The sequence below is a fragment of the Brevundimonas sp. KM4 genome, from assembly GCF_000964075.1.
Lineage (GTDB): Bacteria > Pseudomonadota > Alphaproteobacteria > Caulobacterales > Caulobacteraceae > Brevundimonas > Brevundimonas huaxiensis.
The window spans coordinates 85,750-105,566 of sequence record NZ_JZRG01000018.1; the positions used below are offsets into that span (position 1 = coordinate 85,750).

Genomic DNA, 19,817 nt, shown 5'->3' on the forward strand with positions numbered 1-19,817 from the left:
TGGCCTGCTGTCAAGCCGCATTCGCAAGGCCGGCGATGACGGTCTCGGCCATTCGACGCGTCTCGGCGTCGACCGAGAGGGCCGCGCCGCAAGCGTCTCCAGAACCGAAAGCCATCCCCGCTTTCGTCGCACGCTCAAGGGTTTCGGCGACGACTGCGGCAATATTGAGAAACGCCAGCTTGCGGTCAAGGAAGGCGAAGGCGGCGACCTCGTTGGCGGCGTTGAACACGGCTGGCGTCGCGCCGCCCGCCTTCAGGGCCTGACGCGCCAGATCGAGGGCGGGAAAGCGCGTCAGATCCGGCGCTTGGAACGTCAGCCGACCTAGCTCAGCCAGATCCAGCTTGGGCGCCGGCCACGCGATCCGGTCCGGCCAGGCCAGGGCGCAGGCGATCGGCGTGCGCATATCCGGCGGTCCCATCTGGGCCAGGGTCGAACCATCCACATATTCCACAAGGCTGTGGATGATCGATTCGGGGTGCACGACGACGTCGATCCGATGCTGCGGCATATCGAACAGATAGGCCGCCTCAATCATCTCTAGGCCCTTGTTGGCCATGGTGGCGCTGTCGACCGAAATCTTGGCCCCCATGCTCCAGTTGGGGTGGGCGACGGCCTGTTCGGGCGTGATGCCGACCATCTGCTCGCGCGAAGTCTGGCGGAACGGTCCGCCTGATGCGGTCAGGATCAGCTTGGCCACCCGCTCAGGCGCTTCGGCCGGAAACACCTGGAAGATGGCGGAGTGTTCGGAATCGACGGGGATCAAGCGCCCCCCTGCCCGCTTGACCCGTTCGATCAAGGCGGGGCCGCAGCAGACCAGGCTTTCCTTGTTGGCCAACGCCAAGGTCGCGCCCGTTCCCGCCGCCGCCCAGGCGGACTTCAGACCCGCCGCCCCGACGATGGACGCCATGATCCAATCGACAGGTCGCGTCGCCGCCTCGACGATGGCGGCGTCGCCGGCGGCGACAGCAACGTCCGTGCCGGACAAGGCGTCGCGCAGCTCTCCCAACCGAGCCGGATCGGCGGTCACGGCCAGCTTGGGCCGCCAGCGCCTGGCTTGCTCGGCCAGTTTGGCGATATTGGCGCCGCCTGTCAGGGCCTCGACCTCGAACGCGCCCGTGCCCGTCGCCTCGGCTTGAGCCATCAGGTCCAGTGTGGAGGCGCCGACCGATCCGGTCGCGCCAAGTACGGTGACGCGACGCCGGATCACGCCCCTCGCTCCAGCATCAGGACGAGCAGTCGGCCCGCCGCGACGACCACGACCGCGAACATCAAACCATCGACACGGTCCAGCAGGCCGCCGTGGCCCGGAATGGTGTTGCCCGCATCCTTGACCCCGAACCGTCGCTTTAGCGCCGATTCCCACAGGTCCCCCGCCATGGTCGCCAAGGCCGCCGCCAAGCCCAGCACCGCCCCCCAAACGACGCTCAAAGCGCCCATATTGACCCAGGCCGTCATGACGGCCCCCGCAACCGCGCCGGCCGCAACGCCGCCGATGAACCCGGACCAGGTCTTGTTCGGTGAAAAGCGCGGCCACAGCTTGGGTCCGCCAAAGGTGGATCCCGCCAGATAGGCCACGATGTCGGCCGACCAGGCGACGGCGAACACCAGCACGGTCCAGTGCAGCCCGATCAAACTGTCGACATCGCGCAGCCAGATCAGCAGAACCGAAGGCCAGCCGAGATAGAGGACGCCATAGGCGGCATCCAGCGCCTCCTGCCCTCGACTACGGGCATAGACCCCGGCCGCGACCGCGCCGAACACCAGCATGATGAAGGCGACGGACATGGCGCCGAAATGGGCGCTGATTACCGCCGCCACGACGCCGAAGCTGACCGCGCCGCCCATGACGCGGCGTGCATGCGGCGCACTCATCGCCGCCCATTCAAACGCCAGGACGACGCTGGCGACGATCATCAGCGCCAGGAACCACACGCCGCCGCCCCACGTCGCAGCGACGGCTGCGGGCGCCAGCACGACGGCGGACGCAGCCCTGAGGGCGATATCCCGACCCTTGACCGCCATCAAGCCGTCGCGCGCTCAGGCGCGATCACGCGTCCGCCGAAACGGCGATCGCGCTGACCAAAGGCCGAAATCGCCTCGGCCAGGGCCTTGGGGCCATAGTCGGGCCACAGAATGTCCTGGAACACGAGCTCGGCGTAGGCGGCCTCCCACAACAGGAAGTTCGACAGCCGCTGCTCGCCCGATGTGCGCACGATCAGGTCCAGCGGCGGCGAGCCCGCCGTGGCCAGCCCGGCTGTCAGGATCGCTTCGTTGAAAGGCTCGACCGTCTCGCCCGCCAGCACCCGCTCCATATGGCGACGCGCCGCGTCCACCAGATCCGCGCGACCGCCGTAGTTGAAGGCGACCTGCAACAGGAAGCGATCGTTATGGGCGGTCTGGACCTCGGCCCGTTCGATGATGGCGGCGATATCGGCCGGCAGTCCCTGGCGTCGCCCCAGAATCTTCAGCCGCACGCCGGCCTTGGTTAGCCGGGCCAGATCGCTGGCGACGTAAGACCGCACCAAGCCCATCAGGTCCGACACCTCGTCCTCGGGACGGCTCCAGTTTTCGGTCGAGAAGCCGAACACCGTCAGGCAATCGATGCCCAGATCCGGCGCCGCCTGGATGGTGCGCTTCAGCGCTTGAACGCCTTCGCGGTGCCCCAAGGCCCGCGGCAGGCCGCGCGCCTTCGCCCAGCGTCCATTGCCGTCCATGATGATGGCGACGTGGCGCGGGCCGTCCTGACCCTGCTTGTCTGGGCTTTGGCCTGAAGGCGCGGCGCGGTCTGCCGTCATCTGTCGTGCGATCCCTTCCGGACCCAGCCGTTTCGCCTCAGACCTGCATGATCTCTTGTTCCTTGGTCTTCAAGGTCTCGTCGATGCGCTTGATGGCCGCGTCGGTGTCCTTCTGGACCTCGGTCTCCATCTTCTTCTGCTCGTCCTGGCTGATCTCGCCGGCCTTCTCGGCCTTCTTCAGGTCGTCGTTGGCGTCGCGGCGGACGTTGCGAACCGAGATCTTCTGCTGCTCGGCGTATTTGCCGGCCAACTTGACCAGGTCCTTGCGGCGTTCCTCGGTCAGAGGCGGCACCGGAATGCGCAGCGTCTGGCCGTCCACGATCGGGTTCAGGCCCAGGTTGGCGTTGCGGATCGCCTTTTCGACGGCGACCACCATGCCCTTGTCCCAAACGTTGACGCTCAGCATCCGGGGCTCAGGCACGCTGATGGCGGCGACGGCGGTCAGGGGCGAGGCCGAGCCGTAGGCTTCGACCCGCACGGGCTCCAGCAGGCCGGCGTTGGCCCGGCCAGTGCGCAGACCGCTGAACTCTTCCTTCAGGGCGGCGACGGAGCGATCCATGCGGTCGCGATAGGTCTTGAGGTCAGGCTTTGCCATGGTCTTGGTCTCTCTTGTCTTTCCAGGTCAGGCGAACGTCAGGCGACGTCCTGAATGACCGTGAACGTGCCTTCGCCGGTCAGGGTCCGGCGCAGCGAATTGTCTTCCCGAATGGAGAAGACCACGATCGGTATGCCCGTGTCGCGCATCATGGCGATGGCCGAGGCGTCCATGACCCGCAGATCCTTGGCCAGCACGTCCTGATAGGACAGCGTCTCGTACCGCGTCGCGTCAGGATCCTTCTTCGGGTCGGCGGTGTAGACCCCGTCCACGCTGGTGCCCTTCAGCAGGGCGTCGCAGCCCATTTCGGCCGCACGCAGCGCCGCGCCCGAGTCCGTGGTGAAGAACGGTGCGCCCACGCCGGCGGCGAAGATCACGACCCGGCCTTTCTCCAAGTGCCGCAGAGCGCGACGACGGATGTAGGGTTCGGCGATGGCGGCCATCGGAATGGCGCTCTGCACGCGGGTCGAGACGCCGATCTTCTCCAGCGCCGATTGCATGGCGAGCGCGTTCATGATGGTCGCCAGCATGCCCATATAGTCGGCCTGGGCGCGCTCCATGCCGGCCGCCGCCTTGGACAGACCGCGGAAGATGTTGCCGCCGCCGATGACCAGGCAGATTTCCACGCCCTCGGCCGCGACATCCGCGACGGCCTTGGCCACCGCATCGACCGTTTTCATATCGACGCCGAACGACTGGTCGCCCATCAGCACCTCGCCCGAAACCTTCAGCAGGACGCGTTTGTAGCGGAAGGTCGAGGGGGCGTCGGGCATGCGGGAAGGTCCGTTTGACTGCGGCGCCATTGAATCAGGCGGCTTCTTATAGACGAAAGGCGCGCCGGCCATCAAAGCCGAACGCGCCCTTCTGATACAAAACCCTCACGAATGAGGGGAATGTTTTTTAGTTGCCGCCCATCATGGAGGCGACTTCCGACGCGAAGTCGGGGCCTTCGACCTTCTCGACGCCTTCACCCAGCGCCAGGCGGACGAAGCCGGCCAGGTGCAGGTTGGAGGAGCCCAGTTCCTTGGCCGAATTGGCGACCAGTTGTTCGATGGTTACGTCCGGATCCATGACGAACGGCTGCTTGGACAGCACCACGTCCTTCTGGAACTTGTTGATCTGACCTTCCACGATCTTTTCGATCATGGCTTCCGGGCGGCCTTCTTCCTTGGCCTTTTCGATCAGAACGGCGCGTTCCTTCTCGATGGCGGCGGGGTCCAGGTCGTCGGTGTTCAGCGACAGCGGCGCGGTGGCGGCGACGTGCATGGCGATCTTGCGGCCCAGTTCGCGAAGCGCGGTCTTGTCGCCCTCGCCTTCCAGAGCCACCAGCACGCCGATGCGGCCGACGCCCGGCGAAACCGCGTTGTGGACGTAGGTCGAGACGACGCCTTCCGACACCGACAGGCGGGCGGCGCGGCGCAGTTGCATGTTCTCGCCGATGGTGGCGATCATGTTGGTCACTTCGTCCTGGACCGTCTTGCCGGCTTCCAGTTCGGCGCCGTGCAGGGCCTCGACCGAGTGGTGCTCCAGACCCAGTTGGGCGAACGACTTGGCGGCGTTCTGGAACAGCTCGTTACGGGCGACGAAGTCGGTTTCGGCGTTGAACTCGATGGCGGCGGCGACTTCGCCCTTGCCGTCTTCCTTCGACGCGACGGCGACCAGACCTTCGGCGGCGACGCGGTCGGCCTTCTTGGCGGCCTTGGACAGGCCCTTGGCGCGCAGCCAGTCGATTGCTGCTTCGATGTTGCCGTCGTTTTCGACCAGCGCCTTCTTGCAGTCCATCATGCCGACGCCCGAACGCTCGCGAAGCTCCTTCACGAGGGCGGCAGTGATCTCGGCCATGTTCTTCTCCTTGGGGGATTTCGTATGTGGGAACGGCCGGACTGATTTAGCCCGGCCGTGTGTCAGTTCGTCAGGCGGCGCTCAAGAACGCGAACGCCGCCCGGCGGGCGATCAGCCCTCGGCCTTCTCGGTTTCGGCAGCCGGCTCAGCAGCGGCTTCCAGTTCGGCGGCGGCGCCTTCCGTGCCGGCCGGCGCGGCTTCGGCTTCAGCCTTGGGGGCCGAGGCTTCACGCAGCATCGGCTCGCCCGGAGCTTCCGAAGCGCCCAGGTCGATACCCGAGGCCGAAGCGCCGGCGGCCAGGCCGTCCAGGACGGCGTCGGCGATCAGATCGCAGTAGGTCTGGATGGCGCGGGCGGCGTCGTCGTTGCCGGGGACCGGATAGGTGATGCCGTCCGGGTCCGAGTTGGTGTCCAGGATGGCGATGATCGGGATGTTCAGCTTGCGGGCTTCCTGGATCGCGATCGCTTCCTTGTTGGTGTCGATCACGAACATGATGTCCGGGATCGAACCCATGTCCTTGATGCCGCCCAGCGACAGTTCCAGCTTGTCCTTCTCGCGCTGCAGGTTCAGCAGCTCTTTCTTGACGCGGCCTTCGCCGCCGTTTTCCAGAATGCCTTCCAGCTCACGCAGACGAGCGATCGAGCCCGACACGGTGCGCCAGTTGGTCAGCGTGCCGCCGAGCCAACGGTTGTTCATGTAGTACTGGGCGCAGCGCTTGGCGGCTTCCGCGACCGGCTCTGCGGCCTGGCGCTTGGTGCCGACGAACAGAACGCGACCGCCCTTGGCGGCGACTTCGCGCACGGCCACCAGAGCCTGGTGGAACAGCGGCATCGTCTGCGACAGGTCGATGATGTGGATGTTCGAGCGCGAGCCGAAGATGTAGCGGTCCATCTTCGGGTTCCAGCGGTGCGTCTGGTGGCCGAAGTGAGCGCCTGCTTCAAGCAGGGTGCGCATCGAGAATTCAGGCAGAGCCATGATCGTTCAGTCCTTTTTCCGATCAAACGTGGCGCGGGGGATTAAAGGTCTAAAGACCCTCGGAATGGTGCGGATCGGGATGTCTCCCCGAAGCGCGCCTCTCCCGCGTTGCGAAATGCGGGGGCCATGTAGGCCGGATGGGCCGCAATAGCAAGCGCAGCCCTGCAAATGCGGAAAAGGCGGCCCCTTTCGGGACCGCCTTTGGTCACCAACGCGACGGCTGCTTCTACTTCATTGCGTCCAGCAGGGTGCGGGCGCGGTCACGGTGTGTAGTGACGGGCGTCACCAGCTCGCGCGCCAGGGTAGCGAGGGCGGGCGCTTCGGTGTTGTCGGCAAAGCCGTTCAGCAGCGTCAGCGTCTCATTGTGGGCGGCGACCTGCTGGTCCAGATAGACCTTGTCGAAGTCGTCCGGCGTCGCAGCATTCAGATTGTCGATAAGGCCCTTGCGGCGTTCGTCCAGCGTCGTGGGGATGGCGACGTTCGGCGCGGCGGTCGCTTGGGCGGCGGCCAGCTTCTCGCCGGCGGCGGTGTGATCCTTGGTGATCATGGCGGCCAAGGCCTTCACGTCCGCATTCTTGGACTTGGCGGCGGCGATCTTGGCGGCTTCCAGCTCATACATGTTGCCGGTGCCCAGACCGGTGACGAAACCGTCGACGGTGTTGGCGCCCATGGTCATGGCCGAGGTCTGGCCGACGACGCCGGACGTGGCGTCCTGGGTGGCGTTGACCGCTTCGCTGGTGTTCTGGGCGGCGCTGTCGCCACCCTGGTTGCAGGCGGCGAGAAGGGCCAGCGAGGCGACGCTGGCGATGGCGAGATATTTCATTGGAACAGTCTCCCTATGGACTGACCAAACCCATCACGCGTCCGTGAGGTTCCGAAAAATCAAAAGCTTGGCCATATCCAACAGGGCTCAGGCGTCCTCCAACATGACGACGCCCGGCGCCGACTTCAGCGCGCCGCGCAAGGCGCCGTCCAGGCGATAGCGGCCCGGAATCTTGACCTCCACCTCGCGCCCCTGCTCGAGGCCCGCGATCATCAGCGACACCTCGCCCCCCTTGCCGATCGCGCCTGATCGTGCGCGCTCAAGCCGCGCCTTCAGGGCTTCGGCGTCCGCGCTGCGGGCCGAGACGTGGATGCGAAGGCCGATGTTGGCGTCGTCCAGCAGATTGTCCATCTGGGAGGCGTCGTCGCCGAAGAAGCGCACCTCCCCTTCCGATGACTTGGCGCGCACCCGCACCATGACCGAGGCGCCGGGCTCCAGCACCTCACGGCATTTGCGCAGTTGTTCGGGCGGAAACAGGCATTCGAACTCGCCGGTCGGATCCGAGAAGGTCACGAAGGCGAACTTCTCGCCCGTCCGCGCGCTGGCCCGCTCCTGTTTGCGACGCACGACACCGGCCATCTGAAACGCTTCATGGCCGGACTCCGCCAGCGGGATCGCTTCGGCGACGAAGGTGACGCGCTTGCGCTTCAGGGCTGAGGTCATCTCGTCCAGCGGGTGGCCCGACAGATAGAAGCCGACCGCCGACAGTTCATGATCCAGCCGCTCTGGCCCAACCCAGGGTTCGACGCTCTTCAGACGCGGGCGCGCGGCATGGGCCTGGTCACCGCCGAACAGCGACACCTGCGACGAGGCGCGTTCGGCCGCCACGCTCTGGCAATAGGCCATCAGAACGTCGGCCTGTTCCAGCAACTGACGCCGGTTGGGGTGGATGCTGTCGAAGGCGCCGGCCTTGGCCAGGCCTTCCAGCGCGCGCTTGTTGACGCTGCGCGGATCGACGCGCTCAAGGAAGTCGAAGATGTCGGCGAACCGCCCGCCCGTCTCGCGTACCTCGATGACGTGTTTCATCGCCTCGAGACCCACGTTTCGGATCGCGCCCAGGGCGTAGAGCACCGCCCCCTTGTCGTCGTCCCAAGCCACGTCGAAGTCGGCCGAGGAGCGATTGATGTCCGGCGCCAGCACCGGCACGTCGAACCGTTTGGCGTCTTGATAAAAGACCGCCAGCTTGTCGGTGTTCGACAAGTCCAGGCTCATGGACGCGGCGAAGAACTCGACCGGCTGGTTGGCCTTCAGCCACCCCGTCTGGAACGAGATCAGCGCATAGGCGGCGGCGTGGGACTTGTTGAAGCCGTATCCCGCGAACTTGGCCACTAGATCGAAGATGGAGCCGGACTGGGCCTCCGGAACGGCCTTTTCGGCGGCGCCCTTGACGAAGCGAAGGCGCTGGAAATCCATCTCCTCCTTCTTTTTCTTGCCCATGGCGCGGCGCAGCAGGTCGGCCTCGCCCAGGCTGTAGCCCGCCAGGATCTGGGCGATCTTCATCACCTGTTCCTGGTAGATGATGACGCCGTAGGTCTCGGTCAGCACCTCTTTCAGGCTGGGGTGCAGATAGTCGACTTCAGCGCGCCCGAACTTGCGGTCGATATAGGTGTCGATCATCTCCATCGGCCCCGGCCGATACAGCGAGATCAGGGCGGTGATCTCTTCGATCGAACCGCAGCGCATCTTGCGCAGGGTGTCGCGCATGCCCTGGGATTCCAACTGGAACACCCCGACCGTCTGGCCCGAGGCCATCAGCTCATAGGTGCGCGCATCGTCCAGCGGCAGGCTGTTCCAGTCACGCGCCGCCCCGCGCCGTTCTAGATAGCCCCGCGCCCGGTCCAGCACGGTCAAGGTCTTCAGGCCCAGGAAGTCGAACTTCACCAGCCCCGCCGGCTCGACCCATTTCATGTTGAACTGGGACGCCGGAATGGTGGAGCGCGGATCCTGATACAGCGGCACCAGCTCCGTCAGCGGCCGATCGCCGATGACGATGCCGGCGGCGTGGGTCGAGGCGTTGCGATACAGCCCCTCCAGCTCCAGCGCGGTTTCCAGCAGGGTCTTCACCGCCGGCTCGGCGTCCCTCGCCTCCTTCAGACGCGGCTCGATGTCGATGGCCTGGGCCAGGGTGACGGGCGCAGCCGGGTTGTTCGGCACCATCTTGCAGAGACGGTCCACCTGACCCAGCGGCATCTGCAGAACCCGGCCCACGTCGCGCAGCACGGCCCGCGCCTGAAGCGTGCCGAAGGTGATGATCTGGGCCACCCGGTCCTTGCCGTAGCGGTCCTGAACATAGTCGATCACCTCTTCGCGTCGCTCCTGGCAGAAGTCGATGTCGAAGTCGGGCATGGAGACGCGTTCGGGGTTCAGGAACCGTTCGAACAGCAGGCCGAACCGCAGCGGGTCCAGATCGGTGATGGTCAGAGACCAGGCGACCAGAGAGCCGGCGCCCGAGCCCCGCCCCGGCCCCACGGGGATGCCGTGAGTCTTGGCCCATTTGATGAAGTCCGACACGATCAGGAAGTAGCCGGGGAAGCCCATCTGCTGGATGATCCCGACCTCCCATTCCAGGCGGGTCCAGTATTCTTCTTCCGGCACGGCCGGCGTGACCTCGGTCAGACGGACCTTCAGCCCCTCGCGCGCTTGGTGGGCCAGTTCGTCGGCCTCGGAACGCCCGGCCCCGGTGTCGAAGCGCGGCAGGATGGGCGCGTGGGTGTTGACCAGGAAGGCGCAACGTCGCGCGATGTCGATGGTGTTGTCGCACGCTTCGGGCAGGTCGGCGAACAGCTCGCGCATGACGGCGGCGGGCTTGAACCAGTGTTCGCCGGTGATGCGGCGGCGATCCTCCTGGCCGGTGAAGGCGCCGTCGGCGATGCACAACAGGGCGTCGTGCGATTTGGCCTGCGCCGCCTTGGCGTAATAGACGTCGTTGGTGGCGACCAGCGGCACGTCGTTGGCGTAGGCCCATTCGACCAGCCCCGGCTCGGCGCGCTTTTCGTCCTCAAGCCCGTGGCGTTGCAGTTCGACGTAGAAGCGGTCGCCGAACGCCGCCTTCATCGCCGACAGGGCGGCGGCGGCTTCGGCCTTCTTGCCTTGGGCGAACAGCGGATCGACCGGGCCATCCGGGCCGCCAGACAGCAGGATCAACCCTTCGGAGCGGGCGACCACCTGCTCCCAGGCCACGCCCGGCTCGGCCATTTCTCCGGCGTCCAGATAGGCGGATGACGACAGGGCGCAAAGGTTCAGCCACCCGGCCGTATCCTGAGCCAGCAGCACCACGGTCGGAACCTTGGCCCAGCGGGCGTTGATCTGGCCGCCGATGCCGAAGACCGGCAGGGCGCAGGCCACGAGCGGCTGAACGCCTGCATCCTTCGCCGTCTGGCTGAACTCCAGCGCGCCGAACAGATTGGCCCGGTCCGCCACCCCGACCGCCGGCATTCCGGCGTCGGCCGCCAGCTTGCCGACCTTGGCCGCCTTGATCGCGCCTTCCAGCAGCGAATAGGCCGAGCGGACCCGCAGATGGACAAAACCCTGACTGTTCACCGGCTCGTTCACGCCTTCTTCGACCCTGACCCGCTGCCGAGCCCTACCCTGTCCTGAGTCTCATATCGTGCGTCGCACGGCCATCGCAAAGCGGTCACGCGACAGATCGGCTGTGGATCGCTGGCTTCAGACAGTCCTCGAAAAAACACCGTCTAAAGTGTCTAATTCGTCTGATCTCAGGCGGTGACGCTGATCGCCACGGTCCAGACCATCCAGACGAAACCGCCGCACGACGCCAGCGACAGCATATCCCTCATCAAACGCGGCATGACCTTGGCTCCGAGACATCCGATATGTTCTGCTAATGTTCTATGTTGGCGTTTTGTTCCGGTCAAGCCGTTCTGTTAGAACCGTTTGCGCGTCGCCGTCGTAGTCAATGCAAAAGGAGATGAGACCATGTCCCTTCGCACGACCGCCCTCGCCGCCGTTGCATCCTTGACTGTCGTCGCGCTGGCGATCGGCGCGCCCCTGGCCCGTCAGGCCGAGGCGCAGACGGCGCTCCAGACCGCAATCTTCGCCGGCGGCTGCTTCTGGTCGGAGGAGAAGGCCTTTGATGACGTGCCCGGGGTGCGCTCGGCCGTGTCCGGCTTTGTCGGCGGCCATACCGCCAACCCGACCTATGAGCAGGTGGTGCGCGGCGGCACCGGCCATATGGAGGCGGTGCAGGTCACCTTCGATCCGCGCGTGGTCAGCTATCGCACCCTGGTCGATCGCTATTGGCGCACAATCGACCCGACCGATCCGAACGGTCAGTTCTGCGACCAGGGGCCGTCCTATCGATCCGCCGTCTTTGCGACAGCAGCCCAGCGCGCGGACGCCGTCGCCTCGCGCGATGCGGCGATGCGTGTGTTGAGGAAAAGCTTCACCACGCCGGTCGTCGGCGCCCAGCGGTTCTGGCCGGCCGGCGAGGAGCACCAGAACTACGCCAAGCGCCACGCCGCCAGCTATCAGGCCTACCGGATCGGATGCCGCCGCCCCGAACGCCTGCGAGCGATCTGGGGCGACGCCGCCGTCAGCTGATCGACGGGCGTGGCTCAGTAGGCGTGGCTCTGAGCCTCGCGCTGTTCCAGATGACCGTCCTTCAGGGCGAAGACGCGGTCCATATGGCCGGCCAACTCCATATTGTGGGTGGCGATCAGGGCGGCGACGCCCGTGGTTTTGGCCAGGTTGCGCAGGGATTCGAACACGGACTGGCTGGTGGTCGGATCCAGATTGCCGGTCGGCTCGTCGGCCAGCAGCAGGCGTGGGCCATTGGCGAGGGCCCGTGCGATCGCGACGCGCTGCTGTTCACCGCCGGACAGCTGGGCCGGCTGGTGCGTCAGGCGTTCGCCTAGCCCCAGGGCCGTCAGCGTGACCTCGGCGCGTTTGCGCGCCTCGTCCTGAGACACGCCGGCGATCCGCATCGGCAGGGCGACATTGTCGCGCGCATCGAACTCGGGCAGCAGGTGATGGAACTGATAGACGAAGCCGATCCGGCCCAGGCGCAGTCGCGTGCGGGCGCGCTCGTCCAGATCACCGACCTGTTCACCGTCGATGGCGACCGTGCCGCTGGTGGGTTTCTCCAACAGGCCGGCGGCGTGCAGCAGCGACGACTTGCCCGAGCCCGACGGTCCGATCAGCCCGACCAGTTCGCCGGGATAAACGTCCAGATCGACGCCCTTCAACACGGTCAGGCCGCCTTGGGCGGTGTCATAGGTGCGGGTCAGGCCGCGCACCGAAAGGATGGGAGCCTTACTCATAGCGCAGCGCCTCCACGGGATCGATGCGAGACGCGTTCCAGGACGGCGGCAGGCTGGCGATACAGCTCATCAGCAGAGACCAGAAGGCCACCCAGGTCACGTCCACCGGATCGACCAGGGCCGGGATGGCGTCCAGCATATAGACGTCGGAATCGAACAGCTTGGTCTGCAGCACGAACTCCAGGAAGTGCTGGATCGAGCCGATGTTCCAGCAGAACAGCAGACCCAGGATCAGGCCCGCGATGGTGCCCGCGACCCCGATCATGGCGCCGGCCATGAAGAAGACGCGCAGGATCGCCGAGGGGCTGGCGCCGATGGTACGCAGGATGGCGATGTCGCGCCCCTTGTTCTTCACCAGCATGACGATGCCGGAGATGATGTTCATCGCGGCGATGGCGACGACGAGGCCCAGGATGATGCTCATGGCCACACGTTCGACCTTCAGCGCGCCGTAGAAGGCGGCGAGACGCTCGCGCCAGTCGCTGACGACCGAGCCGGGACCGGCGGCGTCGCGGATGGCCGCGGTCAGGGCGCCGACCTGATCGGGATCGTCCACCTTGATCTCGATCGCGTCCCAGACCCCTTCCTTGCCGAAGAAGAGCTGCTGCTGCTCCAGCGGCATGAAGATGAAGGCGCGGTCGTAGTCGGCGGCGCCCGAGCGGAACAGGCCGCCGACGAAATAGGTCTTCTCAAGTCCGCCGAGGTTGCCGAAGGCGCTGTCGGCTCCGGTCGGCGAATACAGGGTCACCGGATCGCCGACGCGCAGCCCCATGGAGTTGGCCAGGGCCGCGCCCACCAGAATGCGATCGCCGCCATAGGGGCCCTTGCCGAAGCTGGCGCGTTCCTGCGGGCTCAGACTGTCGAAGACGTACTGGGTCTTGGCCAGATCCTCAGGGCGGATGCCCTTGGCGATGGCGCCGGTCGTATAGCTGCCGACGCGGATCAGGCTCTGCGCCTCGTTCAGCGGGCTGGCGCTGGCGACGCCCGGCACGGCCTGGATGCGCTTCAGCGCGGCGTCTCGATCAGGCGACGTCAAAACCGGGCCCTGCACATACATATGGCCGTTGAAGGCCAGCATGCGGCCCAGCAATTCGCTGCGGAAGCCGGACATGATGCTCATCACGCTGATCAGCACGGCGACGGCCAGCATGATGCCGATGAAGCTGATGACGGCGATGGTGGCGACGCCGCCTTCCTTGCGCTTGGCGCGCAGGTAGCGCAGGGCCAGGCCGATCTCCCACGAGGAGAAGGCGCCGGACGGACGAGACGGCAGGCTCAAGCGGTCAGCCTTTCGATAGCTTCGGCCAGCGGCACGGAGACCTTCTCGCCGGTGGCGCGACGTTTCAGTTCCACCACGCCGTCCGCCAGACCCTTGGGACCGATGGTCAGCTGCCACGGCACGCCGATCAGATCGGCGGTGGCGAACTTGCCGCCGGGACGTTCGTCGGTATCGTCGTAAAGGACATCCTTGCCGCGTTTTTCAAGCTGGGCCACCGCGTCCTCGCAGGCGGCCGAGACGGCCTCGTCATTGGCGCGCAGATTGATCACGACCACGTCGAACGGCGCGACCGCGTCGGGCCAGATGATGCCGCCGGCGTCGTGGCTCGCTTCGATGATGGCGCCCAGCAGGCGCGACACGCCGACGCCATAGCTGCCCATGTGCACCTCGGCGTCCTGACCGTCGGGCCCGGCGACCTTGGCCTTCATCGGGGCGGAGTATTTGGTGCCGAAGTAGAAGATGTGGCCGACCTCGATGCCGCGCGCCGACAGGCGGTCGCCCTCGGCGGTCTTGGCCTCGAACTGCGCCGGATCGTGCATCTCTTCGGTGGCGGCGTAGAGGGCGGTGCGCTCGTCGAAGACGGCCTGGACGGCTTCGGGGCTGAAGTCGTCGCCGGGCGCGGGCATCTCGACCAGTTTGCGATCGCAGAAGACCTCGCTCTCTCCGGTTTCGGCCAGGACGATGAACTCGTGGCTCAGATCGCCGCCGATGGGGCCGGTGTCGGCACGCATCGGCACCGCCTTCAGGCCCATGCGGGCGAAGGTGTTCAGATAGGCGACGAACATGCGGTTGTAGGCGACCCGGGCTGCGGCCTCGTCCACGTCGAAGGAATAGGCGTCCTTCATCAGAAACTCGCGCCCGCGCATCACGCCAAAGCGCGGACGGCGCTCGTCACGGAACTTCCACTGGATGTGAAACAGGTTCAGCGGCAGCGACTTGTAGGACTTCACATAGGCCCGGAAGATGTCGGTGATCATCTCCTCGTTGGTTGGTCCGTACAGCAGTTCGCGCTCATGGCGGTCGGTGATGCGCAGCATCTCGGGGCCGTAGGCGTCATAGCGGCCGCTCTCGCGCCACAGATCGGCCAGTTGCAGCGTCGGCATCAGCAGTTCGACGGCCCCGGCCCGCATCTGCTCCTCGCGCACGATCTGCTCGATCTTGCGCAGCACCTTCAGACCCAGCGGCAGCCAGGCGTAGATGCCGGCGGCCTCCTGCTTGATCATTCCGGCGCGCAGCATCAGCTGGTGCGAGACGATCTGGGCGTCCGAAGGAGCTTCCTTCAACGTGGGCAGGAAAAAGCGCGACAGGCGCATGGTCGGGAATCCTAGGCGTAGAGACGGAACAAGGCTTTAGCCGCTCGGACGGGGCGAAAGCTAGGCCGATGCGTCGTTTAGACGGCCGGGCCGCTGGCGAAGTTCGGCAGGGGCAGCCAGCCCGTGAAGATCAGCACCATGACAAACGCCCAGACCAGGGCCGAGACCCAGGTGGTCGTCAGGAACTTCTTCTTCAGATTGGGCGTCTTGGGCGCGCCCCATTGTGAGCCGTCGGTCGGCGGCTCGTGCGTCTCGCTCGCCGTGCCCAGCGGCAACACGGCGAACAGCACCGTCCACCAGGCGATGATGTAGATGCCGACCATGGTGAAGACGCCGATGGGCATGACGAACCTCTAGGGATGCGGCCGGCCGACGCCGTAGCGGGCCGCCAGATAGGGAGCGATGGCATGATCCTGAAGAAACCGCCGGCCGGTCGTTTCACTGACCTCGGCCTCGGGCCAATCCAGCGCGCCGTCCAGGATCAGGATGGGGCAGCTCTGATGCGCCTCGCCGACCTGGTCGATGACCGGCTGGCGCGGGCGCGGATGATCCAGATAGACGACGTCGAGCGCATCGCGAAGCTGGGGATAGAGCGCCAGCACGCCCTCGATATAGGCGCCGGGCGGGCAGAACCACGGACCGCCCTGATCGTCGTGCCAGTCGGAGTTCAGCAGGAAGAGTCGCTCGGTCATCGGCGTGGATATATCCGAGTTGAGGCCGTCGGCGCGACCGCTATTCGCACGATGCGCCAAACCCCGGCGCTCTTAGCGCCAGAAGGATCGAAGAGCGCGCCTGCTGCGTGATCGCCCCGGCGCCTTGCAGCACACAGCCAACGGCGGTGTTGGAGTTGGGCGCCAGAAGGCCGTAGGTCAGACCTTCCTGCGCGAGCCGCGCCTGGGCCCCCTTCAACGTCTCAACCGCCGTCGCGACGCGCGCCGGGTCGTTGGTGATGCGGGTCATCTCGTGCAGCGCCTCGCCCGAACTGGGAAAGTCATAGGCGTTCGGATCGAACGGCGCGATCTCGGCCGACAGCCGCTCGGGATGAATGTCGATGCCGAACTTGGCGTTCTGGCTGGCGGAGAAGGCGATGGCCGGCCCGCTTTCGGGAACGACCAGAATATATGCGTGGCGCGGAAACAGCAGATATTGCGCCATGAACTTGGTCACTGGCACCAGCGGCATCCCGTCCGGTCCCAGGGCATGGGCGCCGACATAGACGCCCGACGGCACGCTGCGCGCATCGATCCGGCCGTTCAGCTTCAGGATGCGATCGACCATGACGTGGTCGAGCAGAAAGACACCGTCCTCCGCCTCGCGCTCCAGATAGGCGTGGATGGCGACGGTGTCGGGCGCCGGCCCCAGGTCGCGACCATAGACGGTCGGAAAGGCGGTCGGCGACATCGGCTGGCCGTCAGGCGGGCTGAACCACAGCACGCGCAGTTCGTGAACCGTCCGCGCCAGGGGATCTTCGCCCCGGAACGTCGACAGGCTGAGCACCAGATTGACGACGGCGAACAGGGCGACGAAGCCGACCAGCCCCTGCCCCGCAATCACCGCCCATTGTCGCCAACCGCGCAGCGGATGGCGGGCGTGCCGGATCCGCTCCAGCAGGCGGCGCGCTCGGGCGGGCTTTTTCGACATGCGTTTCCCCGAGCGTTCAGGCGCACGACCAATGCGCCCGAACGGTCAAGGTTGCATCAGACGCGCAGGACGACCGTCTCGACGATGGGACGACGATCCCAGATCTGTTGGCTGGCCTTTTTCAGCACGCGGGCGACAGCCTGTTCGATAACCATTTCGTCGTCCAGCGCATCGCCTTTCAGGCCTTTGACCACCTGCTCGACGCGCTCGGCCAGCTTGTCCAGCGCATCGCCGAGCGGCGTGGCGGTGTCGCCGGGCAGGCCGACGCTGCGGATGTCGATGTCGCTGGCGATGCGGCCGCGCTTGTCCAGGGCGAAGCTGACGATCAGCACGCCGTTGGTCGAGGCGTGACGACGTTCCTTCAGGGCCTCGCCCTGCTCGGTCACCAGCATGCCGCCGTCGACGTACAGGCGACCGTTCGGCACCTCGTCGATGATCTTGGCCGGCCCAGGGGCCAGGCGGACCATGTCGCCGTTGCGTGGCGTCACCGTTTCAGGAACGCCCATGTCCTTGGCCAGGTTGGCGTGTTCCAACAGGAACCGACGCACGCCGTGGGTCGGCACCGCGATCTGCGGCCGGGCCCATTCGTACATCTGCTTTAGCTCGTCACGGCACGGGTGGCCCGAGACGTGGATGCCGGGGTGATCCTTCTCGGTGTAGAGGCGCACGCCGCGATCCGCGAGCCGGTCCTGCAGATTGCCGATGGCCAGTTCGTTGCCCGGGATCTGGCGCGACGAGAAGATGCAGTGATCGCCCAGGCCCAGCTTGACCGTCGGGTGTGTCCCATCGGCGACGCGCGACAGGGCCGCCCTCGCCTCGCCCTGGCTGCCGGTGCACAGATAAAGGATCTGATCGGCGGGCCAGACGCGGGCCTCTTCGTCCGACAGGAAGGGTTTGACGTCCTGCAGCATGCCGACGTGCTTGGCCGCCGCCGTGATCCGGTGCATCGACCGGCCGGCCAGGGCGACACGACGCCCACAGGCCTCGGCCGCGCGGATCACGCTGTCCATCCGGGCGACGTTGGAGGCGAAACAGCCCACGGCGACGCGGCCCTTCAGGCTGGCGATCAGCTTGGAGATGGCGACGGCGACATCGCCCTCGGACCCGGCGACGCCCGGCACGAAGACGTTGGTGGAATCGCACACCATGGCCAGCACGCCCTCGTCGCCCAGGGCGCGAATGGCGGGGGCGTCGGTCTTGGTCCCGATCACCGGTTGGTCGTCGATCTTCCAGTCGCCGGTGTGGAACACCATCCCCAGCGGGGTGTCGATGGCCAGGCCGCTTGGTTCGGCGATCGAGTGGGTCATGTTGACGAAGGTGACGCCGAACGAACCGATGTCGACCGTGCCGCCCAGCGGAACCTCGATCAGTTCGACCTGATCCAGGATGCCGCGCTCGCGCAGCTTGTCGCGGATCAGATAGGCCGTGAAGGGCGTGGCGTAGATCGGCGCCTTGATGCGCGGCCACAGCCAGCCCAGGGCGCCGATATGGTCCTCATGCGCGTGGGTCAGGACGATGCCCTTGATCGTCTCGCCCTGCAGATAGGTCGGATCGGGCACGATCACGTCCACGCCCGGCGTGGACAGATCTCCGAAGGTGACGCCGACATCGACGATCAGCCATTCACGGTTCGCCTCCGGGCCGAAGCCATAGGCGTTCAGGTTCATACCGACCTCGTCCGAGCCGCCCAGCGGCAGGAAAACGAGTTCGTCTTGGTTTTGCTTTTTCATTCAGTCAGTCAAATGGGCGTTACGACGCCAGATTGCGAGGAGGCCGCGAATGGTCAGGTCGGAATCGAAGTGGTCGATGCTGTCGGTCGCGCCTTCGAACAGGCTGGCGACGCCGCCGGTGCCGATGACCGTCATGGGTCGACCCCACTCGGCCTTGATGCGCGCGACCAGGCCCTCGATCAACGAAATATAGCCCCAGAAAACGCCCGACTGCATGGCCTCGACCGTGCCGCGCCCGATGACGTTTTCAGGCCGCTGGATGGCGATGCGCGGCAGTTTGGCCGCCGCCTCGTGCAGGGCTTGCAGCGACAGATTGATGCCCGGCGCGATCAGCCCGCCCTCGAAGGCGCCGTCGTGCGCCACGATGTCGAAGGTCGTCGCCGTGCCGCTGTCGATCACGATCAGGTCGCCCGAATACAGCAGCTTGGCTCCAATGGCGTTGACCAGACGGTCGGCGCCGGCCTCGCTGGGCTTGGCGATCCGCACGTCGATGCCCAGGTCGACATTCTCACCGATCACCAGCGGCTCGATGTTTAGATAACGGCGCGCCAGGTTGCGCAGATTGAAGATCGACTGCGGCACGACGCTGGAGATAATGCAGCCGGTCAGGTCGGCGACCGCCAACCCCTTCATGACCATCAACTGGTTCAGCCAGACGGCGTATTCGTCCGCCGTGCGGCTGGCCTCGGTGGCGGCGCGCCATTGGGCGATCCATTCCGATCCGTCGTGAACGGCGAACAACGTATTGGTGTTGCCCTGCTCGATGGCCAAAAGCATCAGACGGCACCGACGTTGGGCGCCGAACCGAAGAAGACGTCGCCAGCGGAAATCAGGCGCGCCGAACCATCGGCGAGACGCAGGCGCAAGGCGCCGTCCGGCTCCACGCCCTCGGCCAGACCCTCAACGGTTTCGTTGTCCAAACGCGCGACGCACGGGCCGTTCAACCCGGTCAGGCGACTGGTCCAGGCGTCCAGCACCGGCTCGAAGCCCAGCGTCTGCCAGCGTCCCCACCAGACCGCGAAAGTTTCGGCCAAAATCTCGGCGGCGGCCTCGATGGGCGGCGCGAACGCATGATCTTCCCGCAGCTTTTCGGACATCGCCGCCGCGGCGGTTTCAGTGCCTTCGGGAGCGTGGGTCAGGTTCACGCCGATGCCGATGCCCAGCCAGAGCCCGCCCGACGCATGGACCCCGCTCTCCACCAGGATGCCGGACACCTTGCGTCCGTCCAGCAGGACGTCGTTCGGCCATTTGATGGACACCAGCGCGGGCGACACGAAAACATCCAGCAGATCCGCAACCGCCAACGCGGCGATGAACGTCGCCTGCGCCGCTTCTCGCGGTGTCGCATGAACCCTGATCAACAGTGTCGCGGCCAGATTGCCCGGCTTGTCCACCCAGGCCCGGCCCCGGCGGCCACGCCCCGCGGTCTGACGGCGCGCGATGATCCACTTCGGACCGACCTCGCCGGCCTCCGCCAGCCGTCGGGCCTCCGAGAGCGTCGAGTCGATCTCGTCGAGGATGACCAAGGGGGCGGGCGTCAACGCC

19 protein-coding genes are annotated in these 19,817 nt (G+C 66.2%); 1 reads left to right on the plus strand and 18 read right to left on the minus strand.

Features of this window, described 5'->3' with window-relative positions:
• Positions 1-10: 10 nt before the first annotated feature.
• The 9 genes from dxr to dnaE form a co-directional block, all read right to left on the minus strand.
• A complete protein-coding gene (dxr, locus tag VH88_RS10460) occupies positions 11-1,207 on the minus strand; it encodes a 1-deoxy-D-xylulose-5-phosphate reductoisomerase (protein ID WP_045811207.1) in 1,197 nt (398 codons plus the stop codon).
• Complete coding sequence (locus VH88_RS10465; protein ID WP_045811208.1) at positions 1,204-2,022, minus strand: CDP-archaeol synthase; 819 nt, start codon at positions 2,020-2,022, stop codon at positions 1,204-1,206. Before VH88_RS10465 ends, dxr begins: the two co-directional genes overlap by 4 nt.
• Complete coding sequence (uppS, locus tag VH88_RS10470) at positions 2,022-2,795, minus strand: polyprenyl diphosphate synthase (protein WP_045811209.1); 774 nt, start codon at positions 2,793-2,795, stop codon at positions 2,022-2,024. The genes VH88_RS10465 and uppS overlap by 1 nt, the downstream gene beginning before the upstream one ends.
• Positions 2,796-2,832: 37 nt before the next feature.
• A complete protein-coding gene (frr, locus tag VH88_RS10475; RefSeq protein WP_017503964.1) occupies positions 2,833-3,390 on the minus strand; it encodes a ribosome recycling factor in 558 nt (185 codons plus the stop codon).
• 38 nt (positions 3,391-3,428) lie between these two features.
• A complete protein-coding gene (pyrH, locus tag VH88_RS10480) occupies positions 3,429-4,163 on the minus strand; it encodes a UMP kinase (protein WP_045811327.1) in 735 nt (244 codons plus the stop codon).
• 127 nt (positions 4,164-4,290) lie between these two features.
• Positions 4,291-5,232: a translation elongation factor Ts gene (tsf, locus tag VH88_RS10485; protein WP_039247421.1), complete on the minus strand. Its 942-nt coding sequence runs from the start codon at positions 5,230-5,232 to the stop codon at positions 4,291-4,293.
• 111 nt (positions 5,233-5,343) lie between these two features.
• On the minus strand, positions 5,344-6,207 hold the full coding sequence (rpsB, locus tag VH88_RS10490) for a 30S ribosomal protein S2 (RefSeq protein ID WP_045811210.1): 864 nt from the start codon (positions 6,205-6,207) through the stop codon (positions 5,344-5,346).
• 226 nt (positions 6,208-6,433) lie between these two features.
• Complete coding sequence (locus VH88_RS10495; RefSeq protein ID WP_045811211.1) at positions 6,434-7,030, minus strand: DUF4142 domain-containing protein; 597 nt, start codon at positions 7,028-7,030, stop codon at positions 6,434-6,436.
• Positions 7,031-7,117: 87 nt separating this feature from the next.
• Positions 7,118-10,582 carry a DNA polymerase III subunit alpha gene (gene dnaE / locus VH88_RS10500; RefSeq protein WP_082064459.1) on the minus strand — a complete coding sequence of 1,155 codons (3,465 nt, stop codon included), beginning with the start codon at positions 10,580-10,582 and terminating at the stop codon, positions 7,118-7,120.
• Positions 10,583-10,966: 384 nt separating this feature from the next.
• On the opposite strand from dnaE, the gene msrA reads away from it, so the two are divergent.
• Positions 10,967-11,590 carry a peptide-methionine (S)-S-oxide reductase MsrA gene (msrA, locus tag VH88_RS10505; protein ID WP_052689554.1) on the plus strand — a complete coding sequence of 208 codons (624 nt, stop codon included), beginning with the start codon at positions 10,967-10,969 and terminating at the stop codon, positions 11,588-11,590.
• 14 nt (positions 11,591-11,604) lie between these two features.
• On the opposite strand, the gene VH88_RS10510 is transcribed toward msrA, so the two are convergent.
• The 9 genes from VH88_RS10510 to VH88_RS10550 form a co-directional block, all read right to left on the minus strand.
• Complete coding sequence (locus tag VH88_RS10510; RefSeq protein WP_045811212.1) at positions 11,605-12,309, minus strand: ABC transporter ATP-binding protein; 705 nt, start codon at positions 12,307-12,309, stop codon at positions 11,605-11,607.
• Positions 12,302-13,588, minus strand: a complete 1,287-nt coding sequence (locus VH88_RS10515) for a lipoprotein-releasing ABC transporter permease subunit (RefSeq protein ID WP_156146801.1) — start codon at positions 13,586-13,588, stop codon at positions 12,302-12,304. The genes VH88_RS10510 and VH88_RS10515 overlap by 8 nt, the downstream gene beginning before the upstream one ends.
• On the minus strand, positions 13,585-14,901 hold the full coding sequence (proS, locus tag VH88_RS10520) for a proline--tRNA ligase (protein WP_045811213.1): 1,317 nt from the start codon (positions 14,899-14,901) through the stop codon (positions 13,585-13,587). The genes VH88_RS10515 and proS overlap by 4 nt, the downstream gene beginning before the upstream one ends.
• 77 nt (positions 14,902-14,978) lie before the next feature.
• On the minus strand, positions 14,979-15,245 hold the full coding sequence (locus VH88_RS10525; protein WP_017503976.1) for a DUF1467 family protein: 267 nt from the start codon (positions 15,243-15,245) through the stop codon (positions 14,979-14,981).
• 9 nt (positions 15,246-15,254) lie between these two features.
• Positions 15,255-15,593, minus strand: coding sequence for a DUF3088 family protein (locus tag VH88_RS10530; protein WP_045811214.1), 339 nt, complete (start codon positions 15,591-15,593; stop codon positions 15,255-15,257).
• A gap of 40 nt (positions 15,594-15,633) precedes the next feature.
• Positions 15,634-16,542, minus strand: coding sequence for a hypothetical protein (locus VH88_RS10535; RefSeq protein WP_045811215.1), 909 nt, complete (start codon positions 16,540-16,542; stop codon positions 15,634-15,636).
• A 56-nt stretch (positions 16,543-16,598) separates the two neighbouring features.
• A complete protein-coding gene (locus tag VH88_RS10540) occupies positions 16,599-18,272 on the minus strand; it encodes a ribonuclease J (RefSeq protein ID WP_045811216.1) in 1,674 nt (557 codons plus the stop codon).
• A complete protein-coding gene (locus VH88_RS10545; RefSeq protein WP_045811217.1) occupies positions 18,273-19,052 on the minus strand; it encodes a type III pantothenate kinase in 780 nt (259 codons plus the stop codon).
• Complete coding sequence (locus VH88_RS10550; protein ID WP_045811218.1) at positions 19,049-19,813, minus strand: biotin--[acetyl-CoA-carboxylase] ligase; 765 nt, start codon at positions 19,811-19,813, stop codon at positions 19,049-19,051. The genes VH88_RS10545 and VH88_RS10550 overlap by 4 nt, the downstream gene beginning before the upstream one ends.
• Positions 19,814-19,817: the final 4 nt, after the last annotated feature.